Source organism: Sphingopyxis sp. HIX (assembly GCF_001468285.1).
Taxonomy (GTDB): Bacteria; Pseudomonadota; Alphaproteobacteria; order Sphingomonadales; family Sphingomonadaceae; genus Sphingopyxis.
Window position 1 is genome coordinate 17057 of record NZ_LNSB01000015.1, and the last position, 16157, is coordinate 33213.

The 16157-nt window shown below is 58.3% G+C and carries 15 protein-coding genes; 5 read left to right on the plus strand and 10 right to left on the minus strand.

Features of this window, described 5'->3' with window-relative positions:
• Positions 1-21: 21 nt before the first annotated feature.
• The 10 genes from ATE62_RS08925 to ATE62_RS08970 all read right to left on the minus strand — a co-directional run bounded on the left by ATE62_RS08925 (position 22) and on the right by ATE62_RS08970 (position 9553).
• The gene (locus ATE62_RS08925; RefSeq protein WP_197411657.1) at positions 22-879 is read right to left on the minus strand and encodes a fatty acid desaturase; all 858 of its coding nucleotides are present in this window, start codon (positions 877-879) and stop codon (positions 22-24) included.
• Entirely contained in the window at positions 873-1067 is a 195-nt protein-coding gene (locus tag ATE62_RS08930) for a hypothetical protein (protein ID WP_058807917.1), read from the minus strand. Before ATE62_RS08930 ends, ATE62_RS08925 begins: the two co-directional genes overlap by 7 nt.
• 54 nt (positions 1068-1121) lie before the next feature.
• Complete coding sequence (locus tag ATE62_RS08935) at positions 1122-2261, minus strand: saccharopine dehydrogenase family protein (RefSeq protein ID WP_058817809.1); 1140 nt, start codon at positions 2259-2261, stop codon at positions 1122-1124.
• Positions 2258-3181, minus strand: coding sequence for an alpha/beta hydrolase (locus tag ATE62_RS08940; protein ID WP_058807919.1), 924 nt, complete (start codon positions 3179-3181; stop codon positions 2258-2260). Before ATE62_RS08940 ends, ATE62_RS08935 begins: the two co-directional genes overlap by 4 nt.
• Positions 3178-3849 carry a TetR/AcrR family transcriptional regulator gene (locus tag ATE62_RS08945; protein WP_058807920.1) on the minus strand — a complete coding sequence of 224 codons (672 nt, stop codon included), beginning with the start codon at positions 3847-3849 and terminating at the stop codon, positions 3178-3180. The genes ATE62_RS08940 and ATE62_RS08945 overlap by 4 nt, the downstream gene beginning before the upstream one ends.
• Before the next feature lie 431 nt (positions 3850-4280).
• Positions 4281-5159: a helix-turn-helix transcriptional regulator gene (locus ATE62_RS08950; RefSeq protein ID WP_058807921.1), complete on the minus strand. Its 879-nt coding sequence runs from the start codon at positions 5157-5159 to the stop codon at positions 4281-4283.
• A 59-nt stretch (positions 5160-5218) separates the two neighbouring features.
• Positions 5219-6421 carry a CaiB/BaiF CoA transferase family protein gene (locus ATE62_RS08955; RefSeq protein WP_197411658.1) on the minus strand — a complete coding sequence of 401 codons (1203 nt, stop codon included), beginning with the start codon at positions 6419-6421 and terminating at the stop codon, positions 5219-5221.
• Positions 6418-7572 carry an iron-containing alcohol dehydrogenase gene (locus ATE62_RS08960; protein WP_058807922.1) on the minus strand — a complete coding sequence of 385 codons (1155 nt, stop codon included), beginning with the start codon at positions 7570-7572 and terminating at the stop codon, positions 6418-6420. Before ATE62_RS08960 ends, ATE62_RS08955 begins: the two co-directional genes overlap by 4 nt.
• A 13-nt stretch (positions 7573-7585) precedes the next feature.
• Positions 7586-8743 carry an acyl-CoA dehydrogenase family protein gene (locus tag ATE62_RS08965; RefSeq protein WP_058807923.1) on the minus strand — a complete coding sequence of 386 codons (1158 nt, stop codon included), beginning with the start codon at positions 8741-8743 and terminating at the stop codon, positions 7586-7588.
• 18 nt (positions 8744-8761) lie between these two features.
• A complete protein-coding gene (locus tag ATE62_RS08970; RefSeq protein ID WP_058807950.1) occupies positions 8762-9553 on the minus strand; it encodes an IclR family transcriptional regulator in 792 nt (263 codons plus the stop codon).
• A gap of 162 nt (positions 9554-9715) precedes the next feature.
• Here ATE62_RS08970 and ATE62_RS08975 point away from each other — a divergent pair, with 162 nt between their 5' ends.
• The 5 genes from ATE62_RS08975 (at position 9716) to ATE62_RS22855 (ending at position 15862) form a co-directional block, all read left to right on the plus strand.
• On the plus strand, positions 9716-11170 hold the full coding sequence (locus ATE62_RS08975) for an NAD-dependent succinate-semialdehyde dehydrogenase (RefSeq protein ID WP_082660453.1): 1455 nt from the start codon (positions 9716-9718) through the stop codon (positions 11168-11170).
• A 357-nt stretch (positions 11171-11527) separates the two neighbouring features.
• On the plus strand, positions 11528-12430 hold the full coding sequence (locus tag ATE62_RS08980; protein ID WP_058807952.1) for an alpha/beta hydrolase: 903 nt from the start codon (positions 11528-11530) through the stop codon (positions 12428-12430).
• Positions 12348-14129, plus strand: coding sequence for a flavin-containing monooxygenase (locus ATE62_RS08985; protein WP_197411660.1), 1782 nt, complete (start codon positions 12348-12350; stop codon positions 14127-14129). The genes ATE62_RS08980 and ATE62_RS08985 overlap by 83 nt, the downstream gene beginning before the upstream one ends.
• Positions 14130-14230: 101 nt before the next feature.
• Positions 14231-15361 carry an iron-containing alcohol dehydrogenase gene (locus ATE62_RS08990; RefSeq protein ID WP_058807924.1) on the plus strand — a complete coding sequence of 377 codons (1131 nt, stop codon included), beginning with the start codon at positions 14231-14233 and terminating at the stop codon, positions 15359-15361.
• 60 nt (positions 15362-15421) lie between these two features.
• The gene (locus ATE62_RS22855) at positions 15422-15862 is read left to right on the plus strand and encodes an acyl-CoA thioesterase (protein ID WP_231736215.1); all 441 of its coding nucleotides are present in this window, start codon (positions 15422-15424) and stop codon (positions 15860-15862) included.
• Positions 15863-16157 lie beyond the last annotated feature (295 nt).

Genomic DNA, 16157 nt, shown 5'->3' on the forward strand with positions numbered 1-16157 from the left:
GGGTCACGCAAGCGAAGGAAGTTACAATCCGCCTAGATCGCAGCCGCGCTCCTCCAATATCGGGCGAAGCGCGCGAAAGGCGGCCGGATGCCGATTGAGCGGAATCGTCGGATAGAGGTGGTGAATGATGTGATATTGCATGCCCGATGAGCCGATATTGCCAAAGAAGCTGCTGAAGGCACGCGTGTCCTTGTACCGGCCGCGACCAGTCATCGGCCGATGCGGCGCCCAGCTGAGGTAGAAGTTGATATAGACCAAGCCGATTTTCAGCGGCAGCCACCAAAGCAGCAGCGCCTCAAGCGCATGTCCGCTCCATGCCAACGCGGCGAGCATCGAATATTGCACGGCCTTCGCAAGCATTGCGTGAAGCGAGGCTGTCTTGGCGCCAGATGTCCCGAGCCTTTGCAATGTCATGCCGTAGCGATCGTGGCGTGGCTGCCCTTTTACAAGCGCTCTGCCGATTGCGGCCCAGGCGCTGTTTGCGGCCATCGGAATGTCAGGATCGAGCAGCGGGTCGTTCGTGTGCCGATGATGTTCGAAATGGGTCACCCGGAGGACGGTAAGGGGGGCGAACATGGGAATCAGCGCGTACCAACCGATAAACTCGTTGAACCAGTGCCAGCGCGATCCTTCCGGCACGATGATGTGATGCTGGGCTTCGTGCGATGGCAGATAGGCGGCGGTCATGTTGACCGTTGCGATCAGAAATCCCGCCCATAGGGGCAGGGCGCCCGTCATGACCAGCGGCCACAACGCGAGCCACAGGCTCGTGTTGACTAGGGGCCAGATCACCATGATCCAGGGAAAACCGCCGATGAATTGTTCGGCGATCGCCTTTTCGCGAGCCCTCAGGCCCGGTGTATTTGTTTCCGTCACCATAGCCATGTCCTCCGCTGACGCGCGATCACCCCCAATATGATGCCGGTAAGAAGCCCGAACTGGACGGCGCTGAGGCCGGCCGGTGCATCGAGACCGCTCGCGGTGATCGCAGCAGCGATGACGGGCGCCAGAAAACCGACCCCGAACAGGATCGGTCCGAGGCCGAATAAGAAACCGACGACACGCATGTGATATCCTTCAGCTGAGTACCACAGCAGATCGGCGCGTCAGAACAGGACTCATCATATCGCGCTCGCAATCAGCGACTGATCCGATCGGCGATCCGCTCTAGTGATGCCACTCTGGCGCACGCCTTCTTCCAGCGCGTCGACCCCGAAAGCTTGCACCGGTCCCAGGGCTCCCGTTCCGATAATCCCCCCGGCGGCCTGGATCGAAGCCCAAGCTAGAAAGTTCGCGGTGAAGCTGAAACCATCTACTCCCGTGAGGATGGTTGTTTGTAAGAGTTCATCCTTGTCGGACCATGCCCGTGCAATCACGCTGGTTGATCCTGCGGCACGCGCCTCGTCGCTGGGCCCGCCCGAAGATCCGTTCGCTTTGCGCGCCATTGCACGGCGAATGCCACCCGCCACGGCGGGAATGCGCATGCCGGCGTTGAGCACTGCCGAGACATAGGGAACCACTGCCGATGAAGCACCATAGAGGCCCAGACCAACCTCGATATCGCGCAGATGGGGGAATTGCTCCGGCAATGTGAGGTGTTCCGTGCCGCCCGCGCTAAGTATCCAACGAGATTTACCGGAGGCGTCCGCGACGCGCCGAGCGCGGGCAGCTGTCCGCTCGGTGACCAGACGACCTTGGCGAAAGGCAAATGATGGCGCGATGATCGCGGCGGCCGCGCTCGCCTCCGCGCCGCCGCTCTCCGCGCTGGTGCCGTTGAGCAGATAGGCAATTTCAACGCGGGTTGCGGCAGTGCCGGCACGGGTGAGGGCCAAGGTGGCGGCGAGATTGCCCGGCACCCAGTCGAAACCGTAAGCGGTCATCAGCGCTGATGACCGCAGGCGCGCCTGTGGTCCATAATGCTCGAACACCTTGCGGATGAAGGCGGGCTCGCCGGTGGAATCGAGGTAGTTTGCTCCGGCGTCGATGGCTGCCTCCACCGCCGCATTCCCCCATTGCAGAAAGGGGCCGACCGTCGAAATGAGGACGTCGCCATGCCCGATGGCGGCGCGGATTGAAGCGGGGTGCGCGACATCGGCGATGTGCGTTTCGAGCCCGCCCAGGGCATCGGCCAGCCGCGCCAGCTTGTCGCGGGACCGTCCCGCCAGAACCGGCCGTGCGCCGCGTTCGACGAGCGCGCGCGCCACCAATGTTCCTGTGTAGCCGGTTGCACCGAAAACGACGATCCGCGCTGGTCCGCTCATTGCGATTGCCCGGTCGACGTAGATGAGGCCGTGGGCACATGCCGGGCCAGGAAATCCAGCTCTCTGGCGAGCACGTCGCGGAACGGCGCTCCATCATAAATGTCGAAGTGCCCGTACGGCACGACCTGAATATCGCCGCGAGGCGCCCGCCGTACATGGCTCAGTGAAGACTTAACGGGGATCAGCCGGTCACCCTCGCACAGAATGAACAGGGCCGGGCAGCTTATATCCGGTGTCGACAATCCAGGCCGATACCCGATGATGGAAAACAGGATACGCGCCGCAACTTGGGTCTCGCTCTGAACACCCTCGGGGATCATGGCGTTGAAGTCGGCCTGATCCGCCAGCACCAGAGACTTACTGCCGCGTGGCCCGCCGATGTCGACGAGAACCGGCGCCGCGCCGCGTCGGCGCGCGATCACATCGCGTATCGCCGGCCCGAGAAGTCGGAGGCCGCGAACCGGATCCGTCAGACGCGATGAGGCCACCCCATCCAGAAAAGGGCATTGGGCGATGATGGCCGCAATTCTCGCATCTTCGGAGCCCAAGCGGGTTACGTGGCCGCCGCCGAAAGAGGTGCCGAACAGGACGATGCGGTCCGGATCGAATTCGGGGCGGGAGCGGGCATAGACGATAGCCGCGCGCCAGTCCTCGAGCAATTGTTCCGGATCAACGACCTGCCGCGGCGAGCCATCGCTGTCGCCGAAACCCCGGTAGTCGAACACGAGGCAACCATAGCCGGCCGCACAAAAGGCTCGGGCAAAATTGTCGAGACGCCACGAGCGCACACCGCCGAGACCATGCCCGAGGACTACCGCGGGAACGGGCCCCCCGGCAAAATTGTCGGGAAGGTAGAGCCAGGCAGCGCATTTTACGCCGCGTACGTAAAAATCGACGTCGATGCGCGCAGTTGCCGTCATCGTTTTGATCCTTCTGCTTGCAGCGAAAAAGTGGCTGGGACGAGCAATGCGGAATGCCACATCTCGGTCAGGTCGACCGCCAGTGCCTCGAATGCTGCGGCGTCACCGCCGGATTTCGCCAAGTTGTAGAGATTGCGTTCCTGTCCCCAGGCGAGCAGATGGGCCTGCCGACGTAGCGTCTCGGGGTCCCGGGATATCTGTTCCAGATCAAGGCGGTGGAGGAACAGTTCCACACTACCAATAACGGCACGACGCCACATGTCCTCCACAACGGGCAGACGAGAGCTGAGTTCGACCGCGGCACAGAGTATCTCGGGGTGGGACAACCAAGCCACGACGACATGTCCGACCCCCTCTTGTACCCGTGCGCGCATATCGGCACCCTCGCGGGCATTGGCCAGTTCCAGGTTCGACCGGATTTCTTCCAGTACTTCTTCGATTAATGTCGCCAGCAACGCATCCTTGGAAGCAAAGTAGAAATAGAAGCTCGGCCGGGAAACCTGGGCGCTGGCTACCAGCTCCGCGATGGACATCGTATCGAAAGTCCGCGCTTTCAGCGCCACCTTTGCTGCGGCCAGAATCGCGCGCTCCCGCTCATCCCCGCTGCGCGGCTGCTCTACGCGCCGTTGAGCGCGCCGGGAAGGCGCCGCTGCGCTATGACTGACCATATCGTGCCATCGCTTTCCTCAATCTCATAATTGACATGTGTTGATCATTAATCAACGCATGTCAATTAAATTGCGCACGGATGACGGGGTCTGCCGTCGATGCGCCTTCAGGAGAGATTTCCGCTTGAATGCAGCGGTGCATGTGCGAAGCCGGATCGGCAGGTTAAAGGCTGCGGATGGCGCGGTACGGGGGTGAGCTTCAAACGTTCAAGGTGTTCAGGGACTGATCGACCAGGCGGCCCAACGTCGGCCAACGTTCCTCAATTTGAGCAACTCCCAGCTCCGTTTGTACGCGGTCGAGCGCAGGCCGATCCCGGTCGTTCAGAGCATGTTGTTGAACAGGCGGGTCGCCGGCATCGCCTGCTCACCGAGAGCGTTGTGGCGAACCTAGCGAACAGCTTCCTTCCGCTCGGCCGATCAAGTTGCAGTCATTAAATGCAGCGGCGGTATTCGGCCGGGGTTACACCCAGCGCTTTGCGGAACGTTCTGTTGAGATGGCTTTGGTCGGAAAAGCCGCAATCGGCTGCCACCACTTTCAGTGGGATGTTTCTCAAGAGTAGCAATGACTTCGCTCGTTCAATTCGACGCTGAACCACAAAGGCATGCGGCGTCACGCCGAACTCCAATTTGAACTTGCGAGAAAAGTGAAACGGACTCAATCCCGCGGTAGACGCCAGATCCTCAAGGTGGATACCATCCGCCAATGTTTCCTCGATATATTCGGATACTGCCTTTCTGAGGCCCGACCCCAAGGCTCCCCCATGGGCCTCCTTGATCTCAATATCGGCGTAGTTTCTGATTATGTGAACGGCGAGCTGCGTTCGTAGCGCGTCAATCAGCAGGGTTTCTCCAACTCCAGCACCCCGATATTCCCGCTCGAGCATCGCGAGACATGAAGGTATCACAGTATCATTGCTGCGGATGCGGTCATCAATCTCTATGGCCGCGAGATTCCGATCAAAGATTTGAGCTGCTGCATCGATGATGACGTCATGGCTAAGGTAGATATGCTGTACGGTGATAGCGTCGTCCCACTGCCATGTTGATTGCGCGCCTCGCGTAAGGAGCGAGACGGCCCCGGGGCCAAGTCTCTCGGCTTGCCAAGGGCCGCCGCAACGTCGGCGCATGAAAGTGTCCGCCTCTTGATAGACCACGATCATGTAGTCCCGCATAGGCGGGATTTCGACTTCAAGGCCGCTATATCGATACCCCATCAAGGTAATGCCGCGCCAGCCCATCGCGGAGCTGTCGACCGTCTTGCGCCCAGGAATCCATTCCTTGATGTTTTCTGGTGGAATTAGGTCAGTCATCGCTCACTCCCCCAACTCGGCGCTCTCGTTGATTTGTGGCGCGCAAGCTGGCCTTTGTTCTAGTCGCCGTCAGCTCCCTCGGTACAAAACACTATCGCCTGATTTTCCAGTTCCGCAATCTGGGCCTCACTGTATCCCGATTCAAGCAATATGTGCCGGCTGTGCTGCCCGAAGCCGGGCGGTGCAGAGTGGACCGATCCTGGCGTCCTGCCGAACTTTGCAGCTATTCCCGTGCCCCGATAGCCTTCCGCATCGATCACCATATTGCGGTGGATGGTATGGGGATGCGCCAGTGCGTCGCTGACGTTGCGCACGACGCCTGCCGGCACGCCGGCGATCAGGAGAGTTCGTTCGAGGTCTTCCGCCTCGAATTGAGTTAGGCAATGTGCCAGGATTTCGCCAAGCTGTTCTCGATGTGCAATCCTGTCCGCATTGTCGACGAAGCGCTCGTCCCGGGCAATGTCAGGGCGTTCGAGCACTGCGCAAAGTTTTGCGAACTGACTATTGTTGCCAACCGCGAGATAGATATTTCCGGTTCTCGTCTCGAACATGTCATAGGGTACGATGTTCGGATGACCGTTGCCAGTCGCGACGGGTGTGTTGCCCGACATCAAGCTATTCGCCGCCTGCGGATGGAGCATGCTGATAGCACAATCGTATAGAGGAACTTCGATCTGTTGACCAAGCCCTGACCGGCCTCGTTCGATTATGGCGGCAAGGATGGCGTTGCAGGCGATGAGGCCTGTTCCGATATCAACGATAGGCGTTCCCATCCGGACTGGTCCATGTTGGGGGTCGCCATTGATGCTCATCAAGCCAGTCATTGCTTGAACCACTGCATCATATCCTGGGAATCCGCCTAACGGGCCGTCGGCACCGAAGCCCGTAACATGGCACATAACAAGGCGCGGGAAGCGCCCTTCAAGCACTTCGGTGTAGCCCAATCCCCACTTCTCCAGCGCACCACTCTTGAAGTTGTGGACTAGCACGTCTGCTTCTTCCAACAGCTTCAATATGATGTCCCGTCCTTCCGGTTTGCCCACATCGATTGAGATCGAGCGCTTGTTGCGATTGGCGCCAGAAAAATATGCGCTGACGCCGTTCTTGAAGGGCGGGCCCCACGCTCGTGTTTCGTCACCTTGCGGCGGCTCGATCTTTATGACTTCGGCGCCGTAGTCGGCGAGAACCTGCGTGCAGTATGGCCCGCCAAGGACGCGGCTGAGGTCAACGACACGAATGCCTGCAAGCGGACCGCCAATCATAGGACTTCCTCATATAGCGAGACCACATCGGCAAACGACATGTCGCGCGGATTGTTTGCTTGCAGGCGGGTAAGTCCGGTCGTCACCTCGCTCGCCATCATCGGGACGGCTTCGGCAGAAATGCCCAGTTGCGAAAGTCGCGTTTCCAGGCCGCTTGAAACAAACATCGACTCGATCGCCAAGATCAGACCGTTGGCCGCCTCAAAATCGTCGGAGAAGGTGTTCCGGGGCAAAAGCACACGGGCAAGTCGCGCGTATTCAGCCTCGGCGGAGGGGAGGTTGAACCGCAATACCGGTGCTGCAACCAAGGCGTTGCCATGGCCGTGCGGTACCTGGAAATGGCTGCTCAACGGGTAGGAAAGGGCGTGGATTGAGCCAACGCTGGCATTGATGAACGCCATGCCCGCCAAGGTAGCCCCCAGCAACACAGCTTCGCGCGCGGCCAAATCCGAAGGAGCGTCAAGTACGCGTGGCAGATTTTGTCCGAGAAGCGCGAGCGCCTTGTCCGCCAGCCCGTCCGATACCGGGTTCTTGCGGGTCCGACTGGTCGCAGCCTCGATAGCGTGCACCATCGCGTCAAGGGCAGTTGCTGCAGTAATTTTGCGAGGCATCCCTATGGTAAGCTCTGCATCAAGCAATGCAACATCCGGGAGCAATTGCGGTGCATAAACCGCCATCTTCTCGTGATTTTCGCTGGTCAGGACCGAAACCCATGTGACTTCCGAGCCAGTACCCGCCGTTGTGGGGACCTGAATCAATGGCAGCCGCTGGCCGACTGCCCTATCGGTACCGATCATGTCATCGACCGACTGGCCGGTCGCCGCTGCCAGGGCAACGACTTTCGCAGTATCGAGAGAGCTTCCGCCACCCAAGCCTACAATGGCATCTGCGTGGAAGGACCGGGCGCATTCCACGGCATCGTTGACCACAGTTATCGGCGGATCCGCTGCCACGCGATCAAAAGTCGATGTCGCGATTCCGACGTCGGCAAGGGCGGAAACGGCTTGTTCGGCAAATCCGCAAGCAAAAATTCCAGGGTCGGTGACAAGCAAAACGCGACTTCCGCCAAGGCCGCGCATAAGTGCTCCAATTTGAGAGAGCGATCCCGCTTCGCAGATAACGCGCGGACAGGAACGGAAGTCGAGGCTCATTTCAAGTCTCCGATCAGGCTGCGTCACGGATCATGTTCCGTGCGATGATGAGTTGCTGAATCTGTGTCGTGCCTTCGTAAATTCGAAACAGGCGCACATCCCGGTAGAACCGCTCCACTGAATATTCGGACATATAGCCTGCGCCACCATGAATCTGGACCGCGCGATCGGCGACCCGGCCAACCATCTCGCTGGCGTACATCTTGCAACATGCCGCTTCCGTCGACACGTCTTGACCGGAGTCACGTCGACGTGCGGTCTCCTCGATCATGCAACGGGCGGCGAATGCCTCGGCCTTGCTGTCGGCTAGCATCGCTTGAATAAGCTGCTTCTCCGCAAGCGCCTCACCGAACTGCCTTCGCTCCATGGCATAGCTCAGGCTGTCCCGGATAAGCCGCTCGGCGGCACCGACGCATACGGCAGAAATATGCAGACGACCGCGGTCGAGTACTTTCATTGCCGTCCTGAATCCCTGGTTTTCGCGATCCGGACCACCGATGATCGCGGATTCGTGCACTCGTACATCCTGGAAAATCACATCGCATGTGTGCGTCCCTCTCTGGCCCATCTTGCGGTCACGAGCGCCGAATGTGATGCCGGCTGTATCGCCATCCACGAGGAAGGCTGTAACTCCCGAAGAGTTTGTCGATCCCGGCTTGGTGCGTGCGAAAACTGTGAACAGTCCTGCGTGCGGCGCGTTTGTTATGAAACGTTTGGTCCCATTTATGACGTAATGATCGCCATCGCGCTTGGCAGATGTGGAAAGCGAACCGGCGTCAGAGCCCGCATCGGGTTCGGTTAAGGCAAATGAAGAAATCAATTCTCCCGTTGCCAGTCGAGGCAAGTAGCGCTCTCGTTGTTCGGCGGTGCCGTCGATGATAATCCCTTGCGACCCGATGCCATTGTTCGTTCCGATCAGTGACCGGAACGCCGGGGAGGCCTGACCGAGTACAAATGCAGCTTTTACCTCTTCGGTCATGGTCAAGCCGAGGCCACCATATTCCTGAGGTATCGACATGCCGAATAGGCCCATGATCCTGATTTCCTCGGTGAGAGCCGGTGGAATTGCATCGTTTTCGGCCACCTCGGCTTCGCACGGGACGAGCCGCTCGCGGACAAAGCGATCCAGCGTGTCGAGGAACTGTGAGAGTGTATCGTCATCCAGGGGCATCAAAATGTTTCCAAAAGCTCAGGGCGAAATCGCGCTGATGTTGCGGACAAGGTCTTTCAGCCGAGCAGAAATGTCGGTTTCGATCCAATCGCGTGATAGGTGGGACGCCGCCCCGCCGCAGTTGAAGGCTAAAACGGGCGAACCGTCTGAGGGGATGAAGGGCACAGCTACGGAGTTAACATCCGTCTTCCATTCGCCAATCGAAAGGCAATATCCGTGTTTCGCGTGGGATTCGAAAGCGTCATATATCCCGCGCTCGATCGCGGGCCAGCCATGGCCTTCATGGTCTTGAATTTCTTGAAGGATTTCAGATCTGAGATCTTCGGATATACCCGCCAGGTACGCACGACCAATCGCCGTGGTCGCAAGTTTGATATGAGCCCCCACTTCGATCGCGAGTGTAACCGGGTTTGGACCGCGGCAGCGTTCCAGATAAACCATGGTCAGGCGATCTCTGCCCGCAACCGCAACGGGCATACCCGAGTAGTTCGCCAGCTCCTGCATATATGGCTTGGCCAACTGCAAGGTCGGCATGCCAGCCAGGCAGGAATATCCTAGAGAAAGGACGGGCGGAGCGAGGCGGTATCGGGCTGTTTCCGGATTGAAGCTCAGGTACCCAAGACGATGGAGCGTGTACGTCAGCCTGGAGATGGTCGACTTGCTCAAGCCGGTCCGGGCGGCAAAGTCACCGTTGCCTAAGGCCTCACCCTCCTTTCGGAAAGCGCGCAAAACTTCGAGTCCACGTCCCAACGCGACCACGAAATCGCGATCTGTATCACCGACTTTTGAAGGCTCCTTGCGCGGTCGCACCGCCATACTCCTCTCGCTCCGGTCGTTGCCGGCTTGAAATGCTTCTAAGCACGGAGTAATGCTTCTGTCAAGTTTGCGGAATATATTTCGGCACAGCGGAATATTTTATTTGAGATGCTAGTGCGGCATGGACGCTGGCACTCAAGGTCGGAGAGGGTCGTTATGACGCAACATGATTATACAGACATTGGATTGTTCATTGCCGGCGCGTGGATCGATCCAGGAGAACGTGAGGCACAGCCAGTCATCAATCCGGCCACGGCACAGCAGATTGGCCTGATGGCGATGGCAACATTGGAAGATCTTGAGGCATCGGTTCGATCCGCCCAGGCGGCTTTTGATGATTGGAAGCAACGTTCGCCGCTCGATCGGAGCGCCATCTTGCGGCGGTTCGCGGACCTGCTTCGTGAGAACGAAGAATCAATTGCTACGGCCATTACCTTGGATGAAGGGAAGCCGCTGGCTGAAGCGCGCGTTGAAGTACGGGCCTCGGCCGATCATGTCGATTGGCATGCCGAGGAAGGGCGCCGCATCTATGGCCGAGTGATTCCTTCGCGCTCTCCCACTGTACAACAGCTGGTCCTGCGTGAACCAGTGGGGGTATGCTTGGCGATTACGCCCTGGAATTTTCCACTGAGTCAGGCGGTACGTAAGGTCGCGGCCGCGTTAGCTTGCGGTTGCACGATGATCCTGAAAGGCCCTGCAGAAGCTCCGTCCGCATGTTTGGCCATCGCCCGTTACCTTCAAGAAGCTGGGCTGCCCGATGGGTGCCTCAATCTTGTGTGGGGCAATGCGGCGATGATTTCAGAAACGTTGGTGGCCCATCCTGACGTCCGCAAAATTACTTTCACCGGATCGGTTGAAGTCGGCAAGAATCTTGCTGAACTCGCGGGTCGCCACATGAAGCGCACCACAATGGAACTTGGCGGTCATGCGCCGGTCCTGGTTTTCGACGATGCCGACGCAGAGGGCGCTGCCCTGGCATTGGCTAGCAACAAGCTGCGAAACGCCGGACAAGTCTGTATTTCACCGACCAGGTTCTTCGTGCAAGCGGGCGTCCACCAACGCTTTGTCGACGCGTTGGTTGACGTCTTCGCGAGTGTCAAGGTAGGCGATGGGCTCGAGGCGGATGTTCAAATGGGACCGCTGTGCCACGCAAGGCGGATTACGGAAATGGAGCGGCTTGTTGAGGACGCGCGCGCTGGCGGAGCCGCAGTCCTGGCTGGTGGCGCACGACAGGGAAATGCGGGCTATTTTTTCGCACCGACCATCGTCGATACCATGGGTGATCGCATCGCACTGATGCGGGATGAACCATTCGGGCCAATTGCCGTTGTTTCGCGCTTTGGTGATATGAGCGATGCTATCGATCGGGCAAACACATTGCCGTTCGGCTTGGCTTCCTATGTCTTTACCAGTTCGCTTGAGCGGGCCGATCGTGCCGCCGCCGCCCTCCAGGCCGGCATGGTCAGCATCAATCACTTTGGACTGGCATTACCTGAAACCCCGTTCGGAGGAGTCCGTGACAGCGGCTACGGCACGGAAGGCGGTAGCGAAACCTTTGACGGCTACCTCAACACGAAATTTGTTTCGCGATTTGCAGGCGTTTGCGCATGAGCGATGTCATGATGGTGCGGATCGAACGCCGCGATCGTACTGCACCCGATCATCGACAATCCCTGGGAATCCTCGACATGCGAGGGTCCTCTACACGAAATGTTGGCAATGCAGCAAAGGGACTTGCCCGGTCCGATGTGCGCTATGGCCTTGGTTGCGACGTGTGTTGGCGTCGGCGGACAGAGCGTTTGCTCCTAATGTGACAGCAATAAACGACAACGGAACGCGCAGGGAAATTCAAGACGTCCTCACCAGCGCAACCTAGCGTCTCCTCCTGATCACGCCTCACATCTGTCTGCCTCATGCGACGGGCAGCGGTGGAGTACGGCGTTCGCAAGAATTTGGATGGAGAGGAAAATGGCAGAAAATCGGGAAGCAGATTTCCTGCGCGAGCTGTACCAGGATTGGAGCGACCGAATGGTCGCTGATCCTGAAATGTCCATCGCAGGGCTGCGCAGTATGTTCGACGAGTGGGGCAAGCCCGCACGCGAGCCGGAAGGGGTAAGCTACAAGTCAGATGAAATTGGCGGTGTTCCAGGCATATGGGCATTCCCGCGAGATGCAGATCTCTCTCGCGTCATACTCTACACCCACGGCGGAGGTTTCGCGGTCGGTTCAGCTGATAGCCATCGCAAGCTTGTGGGGCATCTTGCGAAAGCTCTGGGCGTATCAGCTTTCATCCTGGACTATCGACGATCGCCCGAATTTCCATTTCCGGCCCAGATCGAGGATGCGGTTGCGTCATATTTGGGCTTGATCGAAAGAGGCATAGAGCCCCGGCACATAACAAGTGCGGGTGACAGCGCCGGCGGCAATCTTGCCATTGCCATGGTTCTTCAACTTCGAGAACTTGGCGAGCAGCTTCCTGGAAGCCTCATCGCGTTTTCGCCCTGGCTGGACATGGCGTTGCGTGGTGCCACGCTGGAGACAAACGCCGCAACGGATGCTCTCGTTGGCAGGCCGATACTGGAAGGTATGATCGCCATGTTTCTTGGCGACGCGGCCAGTCCGCTAAATCCGCTGGCGAACCCGCTCGAGAACAGCTTTCGGCGATTCCCTCCATTGTACGTCAATGCGGGCGGCGCCGAGACATTGCTAAGCGACGCCGAAGCCTTGTGCGAAAAGGCACGGAGCGAAGGCGTTTCAGTCGCGTTCTCGGTCGTCCCTGGCATGCAGCATGTCTTTCCAGCTCTCGCCGGTCGAGCCGCTGAAGCTGACGAGGAACTGCTCAAGATCGCCGCTTGGTATCACTCACTTTGACACGCGCGAAAATCCATTTCGCAGCAACGGTTTGTGCGGGAACCCCGCTCTGGAGAAAATAATGATCAGCAATGTAACCGCGACAAAAACCCATGGTGCCGATTTCGACGCGATTGTCATCGGCGGAGGCTTTGGAGGACTCTATGCGGTCCATAAGCTTCGCAATGAGCAGGGTCTTCACGTGAAGGCCTATGACAATGCGAGCGACGTCGGGGGAACCTGGCACTGGAATCGTTACCCCGGAGCCCTTTCCGATACGGAGAGCTTTTGTTACCGCTTTTCGTTTGACAAGGAACTTCTTGATCAAGGCAGCTGGCAGTCTCGATACCTTACGCAGCCCGAGATTCTCGAATATCTGAACGGCGTCGCTGACCGCTTTGATCTGCGCAGCAGCTATCAATTCAATACGAAAATCGTGTCAACCCGCTTCGACGAGGCCACCGGCTTGTGGCACGTTTTGACAGATAAGGGGGAGTCGGCATCGGCGAAGTATCTGATCACCGGCCTGGGGCTGCTTTCGGCAATAAACAAGCCACGATTCGCCGGCATCGATGAATATCGCGGCGAAGTTTACCATACTGGCGCTTGGCCAGAAGGCGCCGATCTGAGCGGAAAGCGTGTCGGCATTATAGGAACCGGCTCTACAGGCGTTCAGGTCATCATCGCGCTTGCGCCCATTGTGCAGCATCTGGCCGTGTTTCAACGATCGGCCCAATATGTGGTTCCTATTGGAAACTGGCCCGAAGACACCGAGACGATCGACAATTATAAGGCCAACTATGACGAAATCTGGAAACAGATTAAGCGTTCACAGGTTGCCTTTGGCTTCGCCGAGAGCACAACGTCAGGACTAGATGTCTCCGAAGCCGAACGAGACCGGGTATTCGAAGAAGCCTGGCAGCGAGGTGGCGGCTTCCGCTTCATGTTCGAGACATTCACCGATGTCGCAACCAGTCATGACGTAAACACGTCCGCTGCCAACTTCATCAAGCGGAAAATTGCCAGAATTGTGAAGGATCCGGACATTGCCCGGAAACTGATGCCTAGCGATCTTTATGCCAAACGCCCCCTGTGCGCAACGGACTACTACGGAGTCTATAATCGGAAGAACGTGTCGCTGGTAGACGTCAAGGAAGATCCGATCACCGAGTTCACGGCAAATGGCGTTAGCCTGGCCAGTGGTATCGAGCACGAACTTGACGTCGTGATTTTCGCCACGGGATTCGATGCGGTCGACGGGAACTATACGAAGATCGATATTCACGGGCGCGGCGGTGTAACCATTCGCGAAAAATGGGCCGATGGTCCCTTGGGGTATCTCGGAATGATGGAGGCCGACTTCCCGAACATGTTCATGATCCTCGGCCCGAATGGCCCATTCACAAACCTTCCGCCGAGTCTCGAAAGCCAGGTTGACTGGATTGCCGACGCGATCGCCACCATGGAAGCCGACGGCCGCTCCACGATCGAGCCGACACAGGCCGCCGAAGACGAGTGGGTAGAGACGTGCCGGACAATTGCAAATATGACACTCTTCCCGAAAGCTGAATCGTGGATCTTCGGAGCTAATATTCCGGGAAAGAAAAACGCCGTGATGTTCTATCTCGGCGGCCTTGGAAATTACCGCGATGCGCTTCAGGCGGTGCGCGAGTCAGGATATGACTCAATGATTTTCGATCGCGAAGCAATTTTGACGTGAGTTCTGCGACGCGACCGCTCGATGGATCGCTCGCCGCGCCAACTCGCAATGCGGCAGAAACGAGATTTGGGAGTCGCGAGACGCCGCTTGTTTTTCGTTCAGTGCCGACCCTCCATGTCGAATGGGGCGTCCATCGCCGCTTGGGACAATTCTTTGCTGAGTGTTTTGCAGAGCGCCGCATCCTGATCGTTACGGACCATCATCTGCGCGCCGCTGGTATCCTGGATCCTGCTTTGGAATCGCTCGAAGGAGCCGGCTTCGCAATAACGGTTTTTGACGGCGTTGTTGCCGACCCACCCGAATCCGTGCTCGCCAACGCTGTCCAGCTGGCGCGTGAGGCGGGCACGAATATCGTTCTTGGCCTGGGTGGCGGTTCATCGATGGATATTGCCAAGCTGGTTGCGGTCCTTGCTGTCTCAGAGCAACATCTGTCCGAACTCTACGGCATAGATCGCGTAAGGGGCAAAAGAGTGCCCCTGGTACAAATGCCAACTACCGCCGGCACAGGGTCCGAGGCAACGAACATATCGATCCTGACCACGGGGGAATCTTCGAAATCGGGAATTATAGCGCAGCAGCTATACGCCGATCGGGTCATCCTTGATGCGGAACTTGCCTGCGGTATGCCGCCGCTCCTCACTGCGGCAACAGGCATCGACGCGATCGTGCATGCCATCGAGGCATATACGAGCCAGAACCGCAAGAACCCCATGTCCGATATGTTTGCTCGCGAAGCCCTCCGGCTCATGACGGGCAACTTGATCACCGCTTGTCGCGTTGGTCATGACAGGGACGCGCGAGAAGCCATGATGCTTGGTGCAAATCTTGCGGGGCAGGCGTTTGCGAACGCGCCGGTCGCGGCGGTCCACGCGCTTGCTTATCCGCTCGGAGGACTTTTTCACATCGCACATGGGCTGTCCAACGCACTCATGCTGATGCCGGTACTTCGATTCAATATGGTAACAGCGGCGGCGCTGTACGCCGAACTTGGCGACGCGGTCTTGGGGCCTACGGCAGCACCGACTGTCGAGAGGGCTGAGGCGTTTGTGTCCTTCATTGGCCAGCTGCTCGTCGATTCCGGTTGCCCATTGCGGCTTCGGGACGTGGAAGTTCCTGAAAAGAGCCTGCCTTCGCTCGCGAGAGATGCGATGCTGCAGACCCGGCTTCTCGTCAACAATCCGAGAGCCATGACGGAACAAGACGCCCTGTCGCTATATCGAGAAGCCTACTGAGGCTACCGAGTTTTCTCCCGAATGGTATTCCCGTTGAAGCGTCTTGCCCAAGGAGGCAGATTGGAAAAAGCGAAACTCCTGTCACGCGGTGCTTACCCTCAATGGGCCAAGATTCAGACGCAATGGGCGGACAATGACGTCTATGGTCATGTCAACAACGCCGTGCACTATGGATGGTTTGATACTGCGATCAACAGCTGGCTGATCGGCAGCGGCCTGCTTCGTCTAAGTGGGGGCAAGCTGATCGGTCTGGTGGTCGAGACGGGATGTAGATATGCAGAAGCAGTCTGCTATCCCGAAGCCGTCGATGTGGGGTTTGGCGTAAGCCATTTGGGGCGAACAAGCGTGACGTATCGCGTTGGCATTTTCCGCGAGCTGAGCGTCCTTGCTGCCGCGGAAGGGCATTTCACCCATGTCATGGTAGATCGTAAGAGCCGCCGACCAGTCGTCTTGCCCGCGCGATGGCGAAAAGTCCTTGCGGCGCAGATGATCGAAACTTGATATCGCATGATGCTCGATCGTCGCTGATCGTGAGCTGACCGGGCGCCTCGGCCGTGGCTCTGCAAAGCGCCACGCTTTCCTAAAATCATCAGTGCGGCCCGGCAGGAATTTATAGCTGCTCTTGCGGCCGGAATGGCCGCGAAATCTTAGGCAATCCCGGTTGCCACCTCGCAGGATTGTTCAACCCATGCGAGCAAGGATTTTCAAGACTGCCGCCCCTCGATGGGCTCTACGCCTTGACGACAAACTAAGTCGGCATTCGCCTTTCCGCAAGCAGCGGGAGACGCGTGAAGAG

What these genes read in the sequence shown, in the direction of transcription:
- ATE62_RS08925 (WP_197411657.1), bottom strand. Translation starts at nt 879, where the DNA reads ATGGTGACGGAAACAAATACACCGGGCCTGAGGGCTCGCGAAAAGGCG.
- ATE62_RS08930 (WP_058807917.1), bottom strand. Translation starts at nt 1,067, where the DNA reads ATGCGTGTCGTCGGTTTCTTATTCGGCCTCGGACCGATCCTGTTCGGG.
- ATE62_RS08935 (WP_058817809.1), bottom strand. Translation starts at nt 2,261, where the DNA reads ATGAGCGGACCAGCGCGGATCGTCGTTTTCGGTGCAACCGGCTACACA.
- ATE62_RS08940 (WP_058807919.1), bottom strand. Translation starts at nt 3,181, where the DNA reads ATGACGGCAACTGCGCGCATCGACGTCGATTTTTACGTACGCGGCGTA.
- ATE62_RS08945 (WP_058807920.1), bottom strand. Translation starts at nt 3,849, where the DNA reads ATGGTCAGTCATAGCGCAGCGGCGCCTTCCCGGCGCGCTCAACGGCGC.
- ATE62_RS08950 (WP_058807921.1), bottom strand. Translation starts at nt 5,159, where the DNA reads ATGACTGACCTAATTCCACCAGAAAACATCAAGGAATGGATTCCTGGG.
- ATE62_RS08955 (WP_197411658.1), bottom strand. Translation starts at nt 6,421, where the DNA reads ATGATTGGCGGTCCGCTTGCAGGCATTCGTGTCGTTGACCTCAGCCGC.
- ATE62_RS08960 (WP_058807922.1), bottom strand. Translation starts at nt 7,572, where the DNA reads ATGAGCCTCGACTTCCGTTCCTGTCCGCGCGTTATCTGCGAAGCGGGA.
- ATE62_RS08965 (WP_058807923.1), bottom strand. Translation starts at nt 8,743, where the DNA reads ATGCCCCTGGATGACGATACACTCTCACAGTTCCTCGACACGCTGGAT.
- ATE62_RS08975 (WP_082660453.1), top strand. Translation starts at nt 9,716, where the DNA reads ATGACGCAACATGATTATACAGACATTGGATTGTTCATTGCCGGCGCG.
- ATE62_RS08980 (WP_058807952.1), top strand. Translation starts at nt 11,528, where the DNA reads ATGGCAGAAAATCGGGAAGCAGATTTCCTGCGCGAGCTGTACCAGGAT.
- ATE62_RS08985 (WP_197411660.1), top strand. Translation starts at nt 12,348, where the DNA reads ATGTCTTTCCAGCTCTCGCCGGTCGAGCCGCTGAAGCTGACGAGGAAC.